The following is a 16075-nucleotide window of genomic DNA, read 5'->3' as shown; positions in this document are numbered from 1 at the left end:
TATGATTATATACCTCAATTAGAAAATGTCAAGAGGTTTGATATTTTTTACTGTCAAACAGTAATGAACCGTCAAGAAACCCAGAGAATAGACCTGCAGAAAATGTTGTATAATTCTCTGTTCAATGAGCCTTCAGCCCACAGGAATACCTCTTACGGTAAAGGAATTTGACAGACAGAAGGTAGGCTTCTGTGCAGGCTGTGGATGCGGCTGCGGATACATACTTTACGAAAGAGAAGGCAAAATCGTAGACCTTTACGGCCACCCAGCAGACCCGAGAGGAATGGGAAGTCTCTGCACCAAGGGAATAACATACATACAGGAAATACCCGGCAATCAAATGAGGTTAAGGGGGATATTCATGAAAAAAGAGGAGGAGTTTACCCCTATTGAATATACCCAGGCTCTTGAAATTCTCAAAGAAAAACTTCTGAAAGGTAAAACTGCCTTTCTGCTTGGAAGGCAGACAGGGCTTGAGGAATATATTCTGGCAAAGAAAGTTTCAGAAGATGTTTTTGTTGATGCACCTGTTGTGGACTTTATGCCTTCCACTCTTGAGCCCACCCAGTGGAAGAAGGTAAGGTTCATACTATCTGTTGACGCTGAGCCAGTTTTCTCAGAAGTGATGGCAACGCGCTGGCTTGTGGATGCTGTGGAGGGTGGAGCATACATTTTCTGCCTCTCCAGCAGATATGAAACCCTGTGCGCAAAGGCAAGGGAAAGGCTCCTTGTGAAGCCAGATATTATGATGCAGTTCCTGCAGTCCCTTCTCAGTCCAGAGAAGGGTGATGAGAAAGTGGAATTTGTGAAAAAAAGCCTGTTTCTTATGAGGGGTTCTCTGGTTCTTGTAGGGGCACATCTTCTCAATTCTCCCTTCAGAAAAGTTCTTCTTAACTTACTTTCAGGGCTTAGACGCAAGTTTGGCGTGCATTACAGCTTTGTGGGAGATGTGATGCCCTTCCCGGCAAAATCCCTTGAGGAGTTTTTTGAAAGGTTTGAAGAATTTGAAAACCTGCTTGTGATAGGAAATCTCTTCAGATACTTAAAGGAAGAGCATCTGAAGGCACTTCATAAGAAGTTTGTGGTAAGCTTCCAGGTTTTTCCCAACATAACAGCTAACTACTCAGACCTGCTCTTTGCAATGAAGCTCTTTCATGAGAGAGAATTTGTAAACTACAGGCATGGCTTTGGATACCTTGTATATTCGCCCAGGACACTCCAGCAGGAAGGGGTTTACGCCCCCTACAGTGTGCTTGAAGATATTTTTGAAACAGGCGTAAGCCCTGAAAACTTCCTCAGAGAATACGGCGTTGATTACCAAAAACTCATGGCAGAAGGTGAAGCAGCTCTTAAGATGGAGGAAATAAGCACCATAGAGACCGAAGGTCAACAGATACAGAAGGGAGATGTTTTCCTCTACACGGACAGCACCCTTGTGGAAGACATGGGGCACTGGAATCCATGGACTCATGAGATGGAAAGGCTCCAGAGGGCTTATGTAAACCCCCATACGGCAAAAAGGCTGGGTGTGCGCGAAAACATAGAGATTGGGGGTGTCAGCTTTGAACTACTAACTACAGAAAACGTGGCAGAGGGCGTGATTTTTGTCCCTTCTGAATATGAGGAGTTTCAGCCCTTTGACCCGGGTCACAGGGTGGGGGCCTTTTTGAAAAGACCCTTCTACAGGTATGAGGTCCTCCCATGATGGTAGGATTGTGCGAGGACCCTGTTGAGTTTGAAGGCTTTCTGGTAAGGACCATAGGTCTGAAGGACCTTGAAGGATACAGATTCAGGAGATGGGCTGGCGGAGTTGATTTTTTCCTCAGGAGTGAGGAAGAGCTAAAGCTTTTTATGGAAAAATACGGGGACTTTGTCTACGCCCTTGGAAAAGAGAGCATGGAAGAAGTTGTGGGAAGACTCCTAAGAGAAAAAGGGTTGAAGCTTGCCACAGCAGAAAGCTGCACCGGAGGACTTCTCTCTGCAAGAATCGTAAACGTTGCAGGCTCTTCCCATTACTTTGTGGGTGGTTTTGTGGTTTATGCCAACGAACTGAAGACAAAGCTGCTTGGAGTTGAAGAAGGCTCTATAAAAAGGCATGGCGCCGTATCGGAGGAGGTTTGTAGACAGATGGCAGTAGGTGCCCTTGAGGAAACCGATGCAGACGTGGCTCTTGCCATAACGGGCATATCTGGACCGGGGGGTGGCACGGCGGATAAGCCTGTGGGACTCACCTTTATAGCTCTTGCCACAGACAGGGAGGTTGTAGTCAAAAAGTTTGTCTTTGAAGCCGGAAGGAATGAGAACCGTCTCATGGCTACCCAGTGGGCCCTTGAGGTGCTGAGGCAATATCTTCTAAAGGGGGTTTAAGATGGCAAAGGTGCATTCTACAGCCATAGTAAAGGGAGAGGTAGAGCTGGGAGCAGATGTGGAGGTGGGTCCCTACACCATAATAGAAGGTAAAATAATAATAGGTGAGGGCACAAGGATAGGTGCAAGGGTCTCCATAAGGGGGAAGGTCTCTATAGGCTCAGGTTGCAGGATTTATGACGGAGCAATCATTGGGGAAGAGCCACAACATCTGAGGTATGCTGGGGAAGAGAGCGAGGTGGTTGTGGGAAACAATGTGATAATAAGAGAATACGCAACAATTCACAGAGGGACGGCCATAGACAAGATGAAAACGCTCATTGAAGACGATGTTATGCTCATGGCTTATGCCCACGTAGCCCATGACTGTATCGTCCGCAGGGGTGTTATAATGGCAAACTGTGCCACTCTGGGGGGTCATGCGGAGGTGGGAGAGTATGCCTTCATAGGGGGGCTTTCTGCCGTTCACCAGTGGGCAAGGGTTGGAGCCTATGCTATGGTTGGCGGGCTCTCTGGTGTATCCCTTGATGTCCCACCCTTTACAAGAGCCTCGGGCCAGCACGCCCATCTGTATGGTATAAACACGGTTGGGCTTGAAAGAAGGGGGTTTCCAAAGGATGTAATCACCGCCCTCAAAAGGGCATACAGAATTCTCTTCAGAAGCGGTATGCTCAAAGGGGAGGCAGTGGAGTTAATCCTCAAGGAGTATGGCGAGTATGAGGAGGTAAGAAGGCTGGCGGAGTTCATAAGAACTTCGAAGAGGGGCACAGCAAGAGACGCCGGAAGGGGGTAAAATATTTCTCATGCGAGCCCTTGTTCTTTCAGCAGGTCTTGGAACGCGTTTTAAAAGCGAAAAGCCAAAGGTCATGCATACCATACTTGGAAAGCCCATGCTCTGGTATGTGCTGAAGACCCTGAAAGAGCTCAATCTTTCAGAGATTGCTCTTGTGGTAGGATACAGAGCTGAGGACATAAAGTCATACTTTGGAGATGCTTACAGATACTTTTATCAGTCAAATCCAAAGGGAGGCACGGGAGATGCAGTGCTTTCTGGAATAGACTTCTGGAGAGATTATGAAGGCTATCTTCTTGTAATAAACGGTGATGCCCCGCTTATAAGACCACAGACTCTTAAGAACATGCAGAGATATATACACATGGTGGAGGAATACGAGGGCATAAAGTTAAGTGCCCTTCTGCTCTCCGCACAGCTTCCAGACCCAACAGGCTATGGCAGGGTGGTAAAGGACCAGCAAGGAAGTGTGATAAGGGTGGTAGAGGAAAAGGATGCCAGTTTTGAAGAGAAGCTCATAAGAGAGATAAACGGAGGGGTCTACATATTTTACTGCCCACATCTTCTTGAAACCCTTTTCAGGGTGAGTCCCAGCCCTGCAACTGGTGAGGTATATCTGACAGAGGTTTTTAATCTCATGCACCAGCAGGGATATGTGGTAAGGAGCTTTATGGCAGAGGACCCCGCTGAGGCAATGGGGGTTAACAACAGATGGGAGCTGGCAATAGCGGAGAATGTGATAAGGCTTAGAATACTTCAGGGGTGGGCAGAAAAGGGCAATACGCTCCATCAGCCCGAGAGCCTCTGGATTGAGCCTGATGTGGTGCTGGAGGGAGAAGTGGAAATACACCCGGATGTTATGCTCAGGGGGAACACGAGACTTGGCAGGGGTGTTGTGGTGGGGAAAGGGAGCTTGCTTGAGAACTCTGTGGTGGAAGAGAATGCAGTAATAGAAGCCTATTCTATAATCAGGAGTTCACACATAAAATCGGGGGCCCTTGTGGGGCCCTTTGCCCACATCAGGGAAAACAGCCTTATAGGGAAAGAGAGCCACATTGGAAACTTTGTGGAAGTTAAAAAATCCTTTGTTGGGGAGAGGGTAAGGGCAAAGCACCTTGCCTACATAGGCGACGCAACCCTTGAAGAGGATGTGAACGTGGGAGCGGGGGTTGTCTTTGCCAACTTTGACGGAAAGAAGAAGCATCCCAGCTATGTGAGCGCGGGGGCCTTCATAGGCAGCAACTCTCTTATAATCGCGCCTGTTAGGATAGGGAGCTACTCCTTCGTGGCTGGAGGTTCTATAATAAGCAGGGATGTGCCCGACAATGACCTTGCCATAAGCAGACCAAGGCTCAGGATTCTCAAGGGTAAGGGCAGAGAAAAACTTGTTGACTGATAGTTGAGAAGATGCTATAATAATAAGCTTTAGAGCCGGTAGCTCAGTAGGCAGAGCAACGGACTTTTAATCCGTGGGTCGCGGGTTCGACTCCCGCCCGGCTCATACTGCAAGCCTTTCCAGCTCCCTTCTCTTTATTATCTCAATGTATCCCCGTTCTGCGTTTATTATACCCTGCTTTTTCCACTTGCTCATGACCCTTATGGTGGTCTCCACAGTTGTTCCTGTCATCTCCGCTATGTCAAGCCTTGTAAGAGGTGCGTCTATTACGATAACATCCTCGTATTTCTTGCCTATTCTGTCCGCTATCTCAAGGAGGACTCTTGCAATCCTCTCTTCTACCTTACCTCCTGCTATGCTCTTGAGGGTCTCGTAGCTGTGAAGAAGGGTGGCAGTAGCCTCACAGGTCATCTTTATGGCAATGGCCGGATGTTTTATGGAGAGGTTTATAAAGTCCTTGTTGGAAATGTAAAGAGTTTTGCTCTCCACCATTGCCTTGGCAGTGTATGTGTTTCTGGGCACCTTTTTCCCCCACTCAATCCAGCCAAATATATCTCCAGGATACACAAGCCTCACTATAACAATCCTTGCGTCATGGGTCTCCTTCAGGAGCTTTATAAGACCATCTATGAGGATATAAACACCAGGCTCCGCCTCTTCTTCAAAGAAAAGGTATTCGTTTCTTCTGAAGTCCCTTACCTGCATGTATTTCAGAGCATCCCTGAGTTCATCCTCTGACAGGTCTTCAAAGATGTGAACCTTTCTGAGCATTTCCAGCTTTAGGTCCTGAGCCTGCCCTTCTCTAAAAGCCTCTTTTGCCATCCCTTACCTCCTATGGTTACTTGTGGTTCAAATACTACATAATCGGTGTGAAAGGAAACTCTGTTTGTTCCTCCAAAGGTGTGGTTGTCACCTATGGCTATATGCACCGTGCCCAGAATCTTTTCAGCTTCTAGCACATTGTCTGGCCTTCTTGCGCCAGGATTTGTCCCAACACCAAACTCTGCAATTATACGAGCGTTATCGTAGGTTTTGAAAACTTCCTCAAGGTAATATCTGTATGGCTCAAAGCCTTCAATCTCTTCCACACAGCCATTTCTGAACTTTAGTGTGATGGGTCTTTCAAGCCTCCTGTCAGGACCGTAGGTTATGGTTAGCCTTCCAAAGGCTGAGTTTTCAATGGGTGCAACAAAGGCCTCACCGGCAGGCAGGTTTCCATACTGACCTTTGAGGTGGAAAAGCCCAGTATCCGCTATCGCCCTTCTTTCCTTTACAGAGAATTCCATGTCCGTCCCTTCACCTTCCACATGGACCCACTCCGCCTCTGAGAGCATGTCCGCCACATCAATGCTCAGACTGGCCACATAATTCCAGTCAACCTGCATTGGACCTGTGAACATATGCGGTTCAAAGAGGGGCATGCTTGCGTATCTACAGCCAAAGCCTTCTGTGAGAGCTTTTCTGAAAAAGGTATGGGTAGTTGAATAGTAGGGGAAGGCAACCACCACATGGGGCACATCCTCTGAATAGGTCCTGAGTATGTGCATAACCTCGGGTTCTGAGTATTCTTCCTTTAGAAGAACTCTTTCAAGAAGACGGTTTTTTTTGAGCTCCTCCACCGCTCTCTCTCCAAAGGCAAGCCTCCAGACCTCCTCAGGCGGTTCCTTACCATGACCTTTCAGGGAAGGATAGACGAAGTGTTTTACCCTTCTGGTTAAACCCTCTGCCACGCTGACAAATTCATCCATAAGCTCCACAAGGTAGTCTTTCTCTGTATCCGTAAGAAGAAGAAGCGATTCCTCTTCCCTCAGGTTCATATTCACCCTGTAAAGCCTGTAAATATACTCCTCGTGCATGGCTCTAAATCATAAATTTATTTCAATTTATCTCATGGCAAGGGAAGTCTTAAACCGCCAAGCAGGTATTTGAGGTCGTTGTCGGTAAACATAAGGCCAGCCCCACCAAAAACACCTCTTAGCTTTGAATTTAGTAGGTCATCACCCCCAAACCTTACATACAGCGGGCCGCTTACCCTGTAGTTTACACCCACCTGAAGGTTGGGTTTCAGGTCCTTGTCCTGAGGTCTGTCTTTTCTTCCAAAGTCCCACAGGTCTGAGGTAAAGGTGAGCCTTTCTGAATACACAAGGTCGGCACCTATACCACCAGTGGACTCCTTCAGACCACCCCTGAGAACCAGCTCCCTGCCGAAGAGAGGAAATATCCTTGCATATTGAAGTGTAACCTCTGGCTTGAACTCCTTTTTTACTATCCACTGATTGGGAAGTATTTCCTCCTTGTAAACCCTGCCCCTTGAGTCTCCCACCACTTCTAAAAGGTAATACTTCTCATTGTCTGGCTGTAGCTTTAAAGTCAGAACACCCTTAGAATCGCCGCCCCTGTATAGCTCGCCCCTGAAGCCAATGTGGAGGTTTGTCCTTTCCGCCACTTCACCAGTTTTCCCAAGAACTCTTACTCCAGAGGTTACGTTTCTGTAAAGCTCCTCGTCTTTTATGAGCTTTCCAAGTGTTCCCTCACCCCTTTCTATATGAGCTATAATGCGGTTTAGCCTTTCGGAGCTCTCTCTGAGAGATGCTGTAAGCTCGGAGAGGTTGGAAGTGGTGCTCCTTATGTCCTGCCTGTTTTCCACCACAAGGGCGTTCAGGTTCTTTGAAAGCTCGTTCATATTCCTTGAGAGCTCTGGAAGTGTGATCTTTAGGTCGTCGCTTAGCCTTCTGAGGTTTGCCACTGTTTCCCTTATGTCCTGCCTGTTCTCACTGGCTATGGCATCAAGATTCCTTGCAAGCCTGTCAATGCTCTCTATGGTCTGTGGGAGCGTTCTGTTAAGGTTGTAGGCAAGGGAGTTTATGTTTTGTATGGCTCCCCTCAGAGCCTCCCTGTTTTCAAGGGCTATCAGATTGAGGTTATGGGTGAGCACCTCCAGGTTCTGAACCACCTTCCTTATATCCTCTCTGTTTTCTGAGAGTATAAGCTGGAAGTTTTCCACCATAAGCTTCAGAGCCTCGGAGGCGTCTGTCATCTGCTTTATAAGAAGGTCCGTATCCGCATAGCCAAGGGTTCTGCTTATAACCTGACCCTCCTGAAGCACACCTGCCTGCGGATTTCCCGGGTATATGTTCAGGTATTTGTCTCCCATGAGACCCAGCGTTCCTATCTCCGCCTGAGCATCCCTGTAGATAGGGATGTCTTTCTGAAGCTCAAAAACCACCTCCACCTTACCCTCTCTGAGAGCCACAGACCTGACCTTTCCGCTCTTTATACCCGCCACCCTTACCTCTGCACCCACGCTCAGCCCCGCCACGTTGTCAAAGTAGACTCTGTAGGTCTTTACCGCAGGCCTGAAAAAGGGCACCTCTCCAAAGGTAAGTATAAGAAAGGCAAAGCCAAGGGAAAATACGAGGACCAGAAAACCCACCTTGGCTTCGCTGGAAATCTTCATGCTTAAATTATAGCCTCAGGCCACAAGAGAATGCCAGAGAATTATGCCATCCCGATAGCCAAGTAAATCCTCACAGGCCCTTTCTGGATGGGGCATGAGACCAAAGACATTTCCCTCTCTGTTGCACACCCCTGCAATATTACCCACAGAACCGTTAGGGTTTGACTCCGGGGATACGTTCCCATTCTCATCACAGTATCTGAGCACAATCTGACCCCTCTCTTCCATCCTGCTCAGCTCTTCTTCAGGCACATAGTATCTACCCTCTCCATGGGCAATGGGTAGCCTTATGACCTCATCCTTTTCAAAGCTTCTGGTAAAGGGCAGAGAGTTGTTCTCAACCCTGAGATAGACATCCCTGCACACAAACCTCATGTTCTCGTTCTTTAGCAGGGCTCCCGGCAGGAGGTGAAGCTCCGTGAGTATCTGAAAGCCATTGCATATACCCAGCACAAGGCCACCCTTCTGTGCAAACTCTACCACCGCATTCCCAAGGGGTGTCTTGCTGGCAAGCACACCGGCCCTCAGATAATCACCAAAGGAAAAGCCACCTGGAAGCACCACACAGTCAAAGCCCTCCAAATGCCCCGTGTTGTGGTCAACAAAACTCACTTCACACCCCAGAAGGTCTCTTATCACATAGAAAGTATCGTAGTCGCAGTTGGAGCCCGGGAACACACATACAGCAAATTTCATTCTATAACATACTCCTCTACAAGGGGGTTTACAAGATATTTTTCAACAAGTGTTTTTATATCCGTTCCTTCTCCAACCTCAAGCTCCACAACCTTTCCCACCTTTACATCTTTTACATCAAAGCCACCATCAAGGAGCATCTCCTTCACTGCCCTGCCCTCAGGGTCAAGGAGCCCTCTCTTGGGAAGTATAAGAACTCTTACCTTCATCGCCTGTGTATTATATCATTTTAACATGCTCAAAATAGGTATAACCATAGGTGACCCTGCAGGTGTGGGACCAGAGCTGATAGTCAGGCTCTCAAGATACTTTGACCCTGAAAAGGCCTACGTCATATACGGAGAGAAAAAGATAATAGAAGCGGTTCAGATAGAGCTTGGTGTAGACCTTGAGCTGAGGGAAGTGTTCACAGTGGATGAGGTAAAAGAGCCCGGCGTATACATAGCAGACCTGAACATAAGCGAGACGGACAGACCCCTGCCTTCCCTCACCTCCGGCAAAGTGGCGGTTGCCTACCTGGGAAGGGCTGTGGTGGATGCAGTCTATGGAAAGGTGCATGGGCTATTAACTATGCCCATAAACAAATTCTGGGCAAGGCTTGCTGGCTTTTCCTACGAGGGGCAGACGGAGTTTCTTGCTCAGGCCTGCAATGTGAGGGAATACGCCATGTTCATGCACTCAGAAAAGCTAAAAGTAGTGCCTTTTACCACACATATACCCCTGAGGGATGTGCCAGAAAGGGTAAGAAGGGATGAGATAGTCAGAAAGGTAAAACTCATAAGCAGGGAGTTCAGGAGGCTTTTTGAAATTGAGCCTTCCATCGGTGTTCTTGGACTTAACCCTCATGCAGGAGATATGGGAGCCATAGGTGAGGAAGACATGAGGGAAATAGCCCCTGCGGTGGAAGTCCTGAAGGAGGAGGGCTACAAAGTTGACGGACCCCTTTCCCCAGACAGCGCCTTTTTAAACCCCAGCTACGACCTATACCTCTGCATGTATCACGACCAGGGTCTTATACCCTTCAAACTGCTTGCTTTCAGAGAAGGTGTTAACCTTACCCTTGGGCTGCCCTTTGTGCGAACCTCCCCGGACCATGGCGTTGCTTACGATATAGCCTGGAAGGGCATAGCGGACGAGGGTCCATCTCTTAGTGCTCTCAGGCTGTGTGAAAAGCTTGCAGGGAAAACATGTCAATAAAAAGGAGGGTGGCACTCAGCCTCATCGTCTCTCTTGCCATAACCCTCTCTGTCGCCTTTGTCCTTCTATACTTTATATCTTCTCAGATTCTTGAAAGAAGGATTGAAGAAACTTACAGGCTTATTTATGATAACTACAGAGAGCTTTTAAAGAGAGAGGAGAAAAACCTCAAAATTCTCGCTGGCTACACGCCACTTCCTTCCACTTACTACTACAAAGAAAAAATCTCAGAAACAAAATGTGAGGAAGTATCATACTACTCTGTAACTTCTGCAGGACCCTACTATGGTATAAACAGGCAGTATTCTGAGGGCTGTTTCTTTGTAGGTATAAACCTTGAGGAAATACTCAGATTTATGGAAAGCATGATGGGTGTGGACTGGGTGGTATACTACGATAGAGAGTTTGTCCCTGACTTTGCAAGGGGAGATCTTGACGCCTTTATGAAGGATAAGGTGGTTATCGGCGATGTGGTTATAGACAGGTTTTCCAGACAGGATGTGCTTACCTTACCCCTCAACGTCAAGGGCTACGTGCTGTATGGTGGTTTACTTGAAAAGAATCTGCTTATGGAAATCCCCCTTACCAGTATGAAAGGTTTGCCTGTGGGCAGAATAATTCTTATAAAGGATGTTTCCGGGCTCTACAGGGAAGCCTACATGGTTTTTCTTGTGCTTGCCATCTACTCAGCCTTCATGGCGTCCTTTTTAGCCCTTATGCTCTTCAGGGTTGTTTCAGGGGTTGTAAACAGGATAGCTTTTCTGAAAAACATAACAGCAAGAATAGAGAAGAAGGACTTTTCTGTAGTGCACCTTCTTGAGAACTCAGAGGAGAAATTGAGAGATGAAGTCTATGAACTAAAGCATAGCATACACAACATGGCTCTGAGCCTGAAATCTGCCTTTGAGGAGCTCCAAGAAAAGAAGTCTGAACTTGAACAACTTGCATACTACGACCCACTCACCGGGCTTCCCAACAGAAGATTTTTCTTTGACCACGCAAGCCTGATTCTTGAGAGTTCAAAAAGATACGGAAATCCCCTTAGCCTTCTGGTCATGGACATAGACCACTTTAAGAAGATAAACGACACCTACGGTCACGAAGCCGGCGACCTTGTATTGAAAAGTTTTGCGGATATTGTGAGAAAGAGCATAAGACAGTCAGACCTGCCAGCAAGGCTTGGGGGAGAAGAGTTTGTTCTTCTAATGACCAACACAAACCTCCAGCAGGGCAAGGTTGTTGCAGAGAGGATAAGGGTCAGTTTCCAGAACAGTCTTATAGTTTATGAAGAAAGGGAGATAAGGGCAACACTTAGCGGCGGTCTTGCCAGCTTTGCTCCAGGCATTGAAAGCATTGACGACCTTATAAGAATGGCAGATGAGGCCCTTTACAGGGCAAAGGAGTTAGGGAGGAACAGAATAGAGGTTTATAAGCCTTAAAATATGGGAACATCAAGGGCTGGATTGGATAGAGACCTCAACATGCCAAGCCTTATTGCCCTGATTACCTCCTCTTCCAGCTTCCTTTCTCTGAACCTTATGAAGTGATGGAAGAGAACACCACTTGCCTCAAGACCAAGCCCCCTGTCAAGGAGTAGCTTCTCAGACCAGCTCTTTATCTTTTGAGAGTTTAAGAACCTGTTTCTGAGGTTCAGCTCTCTTTTCTTCTCAAGCCCTACAAACTGGTATCCACACACGCTTCCATCTTTCATAAAAACCTTTACCAGCTTCCCCTCCCATTCAAAGCTGAAGGAGCTGTCTGAGTCTTCAAAGGTCCCGCCGCTTCCGGCGGTGACAGACCTTGTCTTTACCGCATTGTAGTCTACAAGACCCGGGTTTTTAACCTTCAGTCCTGCCATGTTAAAACCTGCTACCGCTCCAGCCTGCTGTGCCGGCGGGAAAAGGGCAATCCATCTGTGATTACCCCATGCATCAACTCCAGAGCATATATCACCGGCGGCGTAAACATCCGGGTCTGAGGTCTGCTGGTATTCGTTCACAAGAATACCACCCACAACCCTGCCTGTGGCTTCATTTATGTGAAGCTTTATATCCGTGTCCGCCACCAGGTTAGTTCTCGGTCGGACGCCAGTGGAGAGAATGACCATGTCCGTCCTTATGAACCTGCTCCTGTCAGCACCGTTAGGACGTATCTCCACAGCCTCCACCCAGCCATCTTCACCGTGTATGGTAACCACCTGATGGTTCAGATAGAAATGAATCCCCTCCTCCTCAAGGGGCTTTAAATACCTCTCTGCCATAAACTTGTCTAACATCCTTGGCAGAACTCTGTCAAAAAATTCCACCACATGCACCTCAAGCCCCATGTGCCTGAGAGTTTCCGCATCTTCCACACCTATAGGACCCGCGCCCACTATTACGGCGCTCCTTACCCTTCCAGAAAGCACCCACTCCCTTATCTTTTTTGCATCGTAGAGGTTCTTGGCAGTGGTCACACCCCCAAGCTCCACGCCGGGTATGGGTGGGACAAAGGCATAAGCTCCGGCGGCAAGAAGACATTTGTCGTAGGGCACTTCTTCTCCCCCTCTGACAATAACCACTTTTCTTTTGTTATCTACGCCTACCACTTCCTTTTTTGGTCTGAAGTCCACCCTGTATTTCTCATAAAAGGACAAGCCGCCCTTGTAAAAGAGGGCTTCCTCTGAGATGTCCCCCCTTATGACATTTTCCATACAGTTGGGTGCGTAGGTGGGGAACTCCTCATCAGACAGGACTATAAGGTCTGAATCTCTGTCCACTTTCCTGAAGGCTTCTATGGCACTGGCGGCTGCAGGCCCGTTGCCTACTATTACAACACGCATAAGGTTAAATTATATTCCATGAGGGCGTATTATCATGGCAGGATTGAAGATTTTACAAAGAGTTTTGGCAACGCCCAAGATTTCAGAGCATTCATAAGCCGACAGCATAGGATGTTTCATGGTGAGGATGCAAGCATAGAACAACTCAATGCCTAGGAAGAGTCATTTTCACACATTTATAAACTTTTTGAGCGGCTCATAAACAAAGGCCTTGCCAACCTTTACTGTATTTTTGAATACTTTTTGCCAACCTCTCAGGAAAGAATCGACCTCATAATTCTTGGGAAAAGTGAGAGCAAAGCCAAAGCACTGATCCTTGAACTCAAGGGCTGGGGTACTACCGGTCTTAAATCAGGTAAGTGGACTGTGAAAGTAGACAAGGAAGAGGGATATGACCCTCACTTGCAGCTTCAAAGCTATGTGGAAAAGTTACGTTTTTTTCACTCTGCTTCTCAAGCCTTTGACTTTGACGGGCTTCTCTGGTTTTATGGAGTAGAGCCTGCCGCCCAAGAATCTGAATACACATTTGTCGGCCCCTGCTACAATCTACTTTCTAACAGGGTAGCATCTCTCCTACATTCGGCGCTGGATGAAGGGGGTATAAGGGCTTTTCTCTGTGGCGAATACGTTCAGTCCAGCAGTCTTTTCAGCTTCGTGAAAGAAAGGGGTAAAGATATCTTACAGAGAGGCCTTGACGTGCTTGTGGAAACCGCCTTTTCTCCGAGTGAGGAACAGGCAAAACTTATTGAAAGGGTTATAAGGGCAATGGAAAGGGGTGAAAGGGTAAACTTTCTGGTAAAGGGTGGGCCTGGGTCCGGTAAGACATATCTGGCCCTTATTTTGATGATTGAAGCTGTAAGAAGAGGATACAGAACTGTTATAGCATACAGAAACAACAGATTCGTGAATTCTCTAAGAAAGCTTCTGGATAGCGTGGAAAGGGGTCTGTCAGGGCTGGTAAAGTTTTATTCTACGGGTAGGAGGGATGGAATCGCTGAGCAGTATGGAAACTGCAACTTTGAGTTTGTGATATACGATGAGGCTCAAAGGATGAGGAGGGAAAACATAAGAATTGCAATGCAGAAAGGGAAGATTAACCTCTTTTTTTACGACGACTCTCAAATTCTTAATGCAGATGAAGAGGGGTGGAGGGAGAATTTTCTTGAAGAAGCAAGGCTAAGTAGTCTGAAAGTTGAGGAGTTCCAGCTGGAGGGTAGCTACAGAGTAAGGGGAGGACATGTCTATACAAGCTTTGTGGAGGGCCTGTTGGAAAGTGACCTCCATATAGACCCAAGAAGCCTTGGAGACTACGAGTTAAAACTATTTGAAAGAATAGAGGAAATGCTGAGTCTTCTGAGAAAAAAGGCCTGTGAAGGCTACAGAGTTGCACTCATCGCCGCCTTTACGGAATCACCGGGGGACAGAAAAAACAAAACAGGAAAACTCTAAAGAACAGAAGAATAGGTTATCCACTCTACAACACAGACTTTGAACTCTATAGGAACTGTAATGTAGACATATACTGGTTAATGGACGAAAAAACCCAGTATCCAAAATTCTGGCTTGAAGGACATTCCAACAATCTCACGCATTGTGCATCCATATACGGATGTCAGGGCTTTGAGACGGAGTATGCAGGCATCGTATGGGGTAGAGATTTGGTTTGGAGGGACGGTGTATGGAGTCTGGGCGACAACTGTGAGGACAGTGTGGCTGGACTAAAGGACCTTTTCTACAGAGGTAAAAGAGGAGACCTGGAGTCAGCAAACCTTGCCATAAAGCTTCTGAAAAACCGCTACAGAATACTTCTCACGAGAGGTATAAGGGGAACATACATATTCTGCGAAAACCCAGAAACGGCATCCTACCTGCGAAAACTTTTAGGAGGAGCCGTCTAACTTCATTATATACTCCACGCATGTCCTTACTCCAAAGCCCGTTCCACCCTTTGAGTAGTAAGAGAACTCCTCTCTGAGATGTGCAGGTCCGGCTATGTCAAGGTGCACCCACTTTATCCCTTCACCCACAAATTCTTCCAGGAACATGGCGGCGGTTATGGCGCCCCCATAGCGACCACCAGAGTTGAGCACATCACCTTCTCCTTTTTTAATCTTTTCCCTGAGCCTTCTGTCATCCATGGGCAGCTTCCAGAGCCTCTCTCCAGTTAGCTTTGATAGTGCAAGGATTTCTTCTGCAAATTCCTCGTCGTTGGTAAAGAGCCCTGCTGTGTATTCGCCCAGTGCGACCATGCAGGCCCCAGTCAGCGTTGCCATATCTATTATCCTTGAGACGCCGAGGTTTGACGCGTAAGAAAGGGCATCTGCAAGGGTGACCCTTCCCTCAGCGTCCGTGTTGTCCACCTCTATGGTTTTTCCGTTCATCGCCCTGATTATATCGTCAGGTCTGTAGGCGGTTCCGCTGGGCATGTTCTCCGCAGCACCAAATATGCCATGCACCTCCACCTGAGGTCTTAGCTGGGCAAGAGCCTTCATTATACCAATCACTGCACATGCGCCCGACTTGTCCATCTTCATGGTCCTCATGTAATCTCCCGTCTTTATGTTAAGACCACCGCTGTCAAAGGTAAGACCCTTACCCACAATGGCTATCCTTGCCCTTGGCTCACCTTCTGGTCTGTAAACCATATGAACAAACCTTGGGGGTGTGGCAGAGCCCTTGCCCACGCTCCAGAGGGCCTGCATACCCATCTCCTGTATTTCCCTCTCGTCGTATACCCTGCACTCAAGCCCTTGTTCCTGAGCTACTCTCTGGGCAATTTCTGCAAGAGTTATGGGGTTTATCACGTTACCGGGTTCGTTCACAAGGTCTCTCGTAAAGTTCTGAGCCTCTGCGAGGATTTTCCCCACGCTGACGGCCTCCCCTTCAGCCCCGTGTATGAATACCTCCTCTAGTTTTAAGCTGTTCTCTTCTTCCCTTTTTGTCTTATATTTGTCAAAGCGATAACTCCCGAGGATTGCACCCTCCGCTATTGCCTTGCTCAGCCTGTAGTCAAGGCTTCCAGCATATATGTAAAGACTCCTCACCCTGTCTTTGCCCGCCCTCTTTGCCACCAGAGCTGATGCCACTCTGTAAGAGTCCTCTCCCGCCTTTTCCCTTTTGCCAAGGCCTGCTACATAGAAAACCCTTACCTGACCATTCACAAGCAGGCTTACTTTTGAAAGGCTCTCCTCCTTGCCCTTGAAGTTCTCTGCAGAGAGGAGTTTTTCCACTGGCTCTTTTAACTCTCCCAGAAAGTTAAGGTTTTCCATACTATCTTCAAAGACAAAAATAGCAAGGGGTTCTTTTACCTCTTCCGCTTTAAAACTGACAGTTCTTACTTCCATCTCA

13 protein-coding genes, 1 tRNA gene and 1 pseudogene are annotated in these 16075 nt (G+C 47.5%); 8 read left to right on the top strand and 7 right to left on the bottom strand.

Features of this window, described 5'->3' with window-relative positions:
* Window positions 1–124 precede the first annotated feature (124 nt).
* From ACKRDP_RS04095 to ACKRDP_RS04075, 5 genes are all read left to right on the top strand, one after another.
* Window positions 125–1705: a dehydrogenase gene (locus tag ACKRDP_RS04095; protein WP_409153482.1), complete on the top strand. Its 1581-nt coding sequence runs from the start codon at window positions 125–127 to the stop codon at window positions 1703–1705.
* Window positions 1702–2367, top strand: coding sequence for a CinA family protein (locus ACKRDP_RS04090; protein WP_409153481.1), 666 nt, complete (start codon window positions 1702–1704; stop codon window positions 2365–2367). Before ACKRDP_RS04095 ends, ACKRDP_RS04090 begins: the two co-directional genes overlap by 4 nt.
* A 1-nt stretch (window position 2368) precedes the next feature.
* Window positions 2369–3160 carry an acyl-ACP--UDP-N-acetylglucosamine O-acyltransferase gene (gene lpxA, locus ACKRDP_RS04085; protein WP_409153480.1) on the top strand — a complete coding sequence of 264 codons (792 nt, stop codon included), beginning with the start codon at window positions 2369–2371 and terminating at the stop codon, window positions 3158–3160.
* Between the two features lie 10 nt (window positions 3161–3170).
* Window positions 3171–4556, top strand: coding sequence for a bifunctional UDP-N-acetylglucosamine diphosphorylase/glucosamine-1-phosphate N-acetyltransferase GlmU (glmU, locus tag ACKRDP_RS04080; protein ID WP_409153479.1), 1386 nt, complete (start codon window positions 3171–3173; stop codon window positions 4554–4556).
* 32 nt (window positions 4557–4588) lie between these two features.
* Window positions 4589–4661 (top strand) — tRNA-Lys (locus ACKRDP_RS04075).
* Here the strand turns inward: ACKRDP_RS04075 and ACKRDP_RS04070 are convergent.
* The 5 genes from ACKRDP_RS04070 to purS are packed head-to-tail and all read right to left on the bottom strand — an operon-like array spanning window position 4659 to window position 8918.
* Window positions 4659–5378 carry a Crp/Fnr family transcriptional regulator gene (locus ACKRDP_RS04070; protein ID WP_409153478.1) on the bottom strand — a complete coding sequence of 240 codons (720 nt, stop codon included), beginning with the start codon at window positions 5376–5378 and terminating at the stop codon, window positions 4659–4661. The two genes, ACKRDP_RS04075 and ACKRDP_RS04070, sit on opposite strands and share 3 nt — an antisense overlap.
* A complete protein-coding gene (locus tag ACKRDP_RS04065; protein ID WP_409153477.1) occupies window positions 5336–6412 on the bottom strand; it encodes an aminopeptidase in 1077 nt (358 codons plus the stop codon). The genes ACKRDP_RS04070 and ACKRDP_RS04065 overlap by 43 nt, the downstream gene beginning before the upstream one ends.
* A gap of 32 nt (window positions 6413–6444) precedes the next feature.
* Window positions 6445–8013 carry an MlaD family protein gene (locus ACKRDP_RS04060; protein WP_409153476.1) on the bottom strand — a complete coding sequence of 523 codons (1569 nt, stop codon included), beginning with the start codon at window positions 8011–8013 and terminating at the stop codon, window positions 6445–6447.
* Between the two features lie 15 nt (window positions 8014–8028).
* On the bottom strand, window positions 8029–8709 hold the full coding sequence (gene purQ / locus ACKRDP_RS04055; RefSeq protein ID WP_409153475.1) for a phosphoribosylformylglycinamidine synthase I: 681 nt from the start codon (window positions 8707–8709) through the stop codon (window positions 8029–8031).
* Complete coding sequence (purS, locus tag ACKRDP_RS04050; RefSeq protein WP_409153474.1) at window positions 8706–8918, bottom strand: phosphoribosylformylglycinamidine synthase subunit PurS; 213 nt, start codon at window positions 8916–8918, stop codon at window positions 8706–8708. The genes purQ and purS overlap by 4 nt, the downstream gene beginning before the upstream one ends.
* 25 nt (window positions 8919–8943) lie before the next feature.
* On the opposite strand from purS, the gene pdxA reads away from it, so the two are divergent.
* Together pdxA and ACKRDP_RS04040 are read left to right on the top strand one after the other, a co-directional pair.
* Complete coding sequence (gene pdxA, locus ACKRDP_RS04045; RefSeq protein WP_409153473.1) at window positions 8944–9906, top strand: 4-hydroxythreonine-4-phosphate dehydrogenase PdxA; 963 nt, start codon at window positions 8944–8946, stop codon at window positions 9904–9906.
* Window positions 9897–11345, top strand: a complete 1449-nt coding sequence (locus tag ACKRDP_RS04040) for a GGDEF domain-containing protein (protein ID WP_409153472.1) — start codon at window positions 9897–9899, stop codon at window positions 11343–11345. The genes pdxA and ACKRDP_RS04040 overlap by 10 nt, the downstream gene beginning before the upstream one ends.
* On the opposite strand, the gene ACKRDP_RS04035 is transcribed toward ACKRDP_RS04040, so the two are convergent.
* On the bottom strand, window positions 11342–12727 hold the full coding sequence (locus tag ACKRDP_RS04035; protein WP_409153471.1) for an NAD(P)/FAD-dependent oxidoreductase: 1386 nt from the start codon (window positions 12725–12727) through the stop codon (window positions 11342–11344). The genes ACKRDP_RS04040 and ACKRDP_RS04035 overlap by 4 nt on opposite strands.
* Before the next feature lie 765 nt (window positions 12728–13492).
* Between ACKRDP_RS04035 and ACKRDP_RS04030 the strand changes: the two are divergent.
* Window positions 13493–14625 (top strand): annotated as a pseudogene (locus tag ACKRDP_RS04030) (DNA/RNA helicase domain-containing protein).
* Here the strand turns inward: ACKRDP_RS04030 and ACKRDP_RS04025 are convergent.
* A complete protein-coding gene (locus ACKRDP_RS04025) occupies window positions 14608–16071 on the bottom strand; it encodes a leucyl aminopeptidase (protein ID WP_409153470.1) in 1464 nt (487 codons plus the stop codon). The pseudogene ACKRDP_RS04030 and the gene ACKRDP_RS04025 sit on opposite strands and share 18 nt — an antisense overlap.
* Between the last annotated feature and the right edge of the window lie 4 nt (window positions 16072–16075).

The organism is Pampinifervens navoyensis (assembly GCF_046159715.1).
In the GTDB taxonomy this organism is placed as follows: Bacteria; Aquificota; Aquificia; order Aquificales; family Aquificaceae; genus Pampinifervens.
The sequence above is the reverse complement of the archived record's forward strand: the minus strand, read 5'-3'. Positions and strand labels throughout refer to the sequence as shown.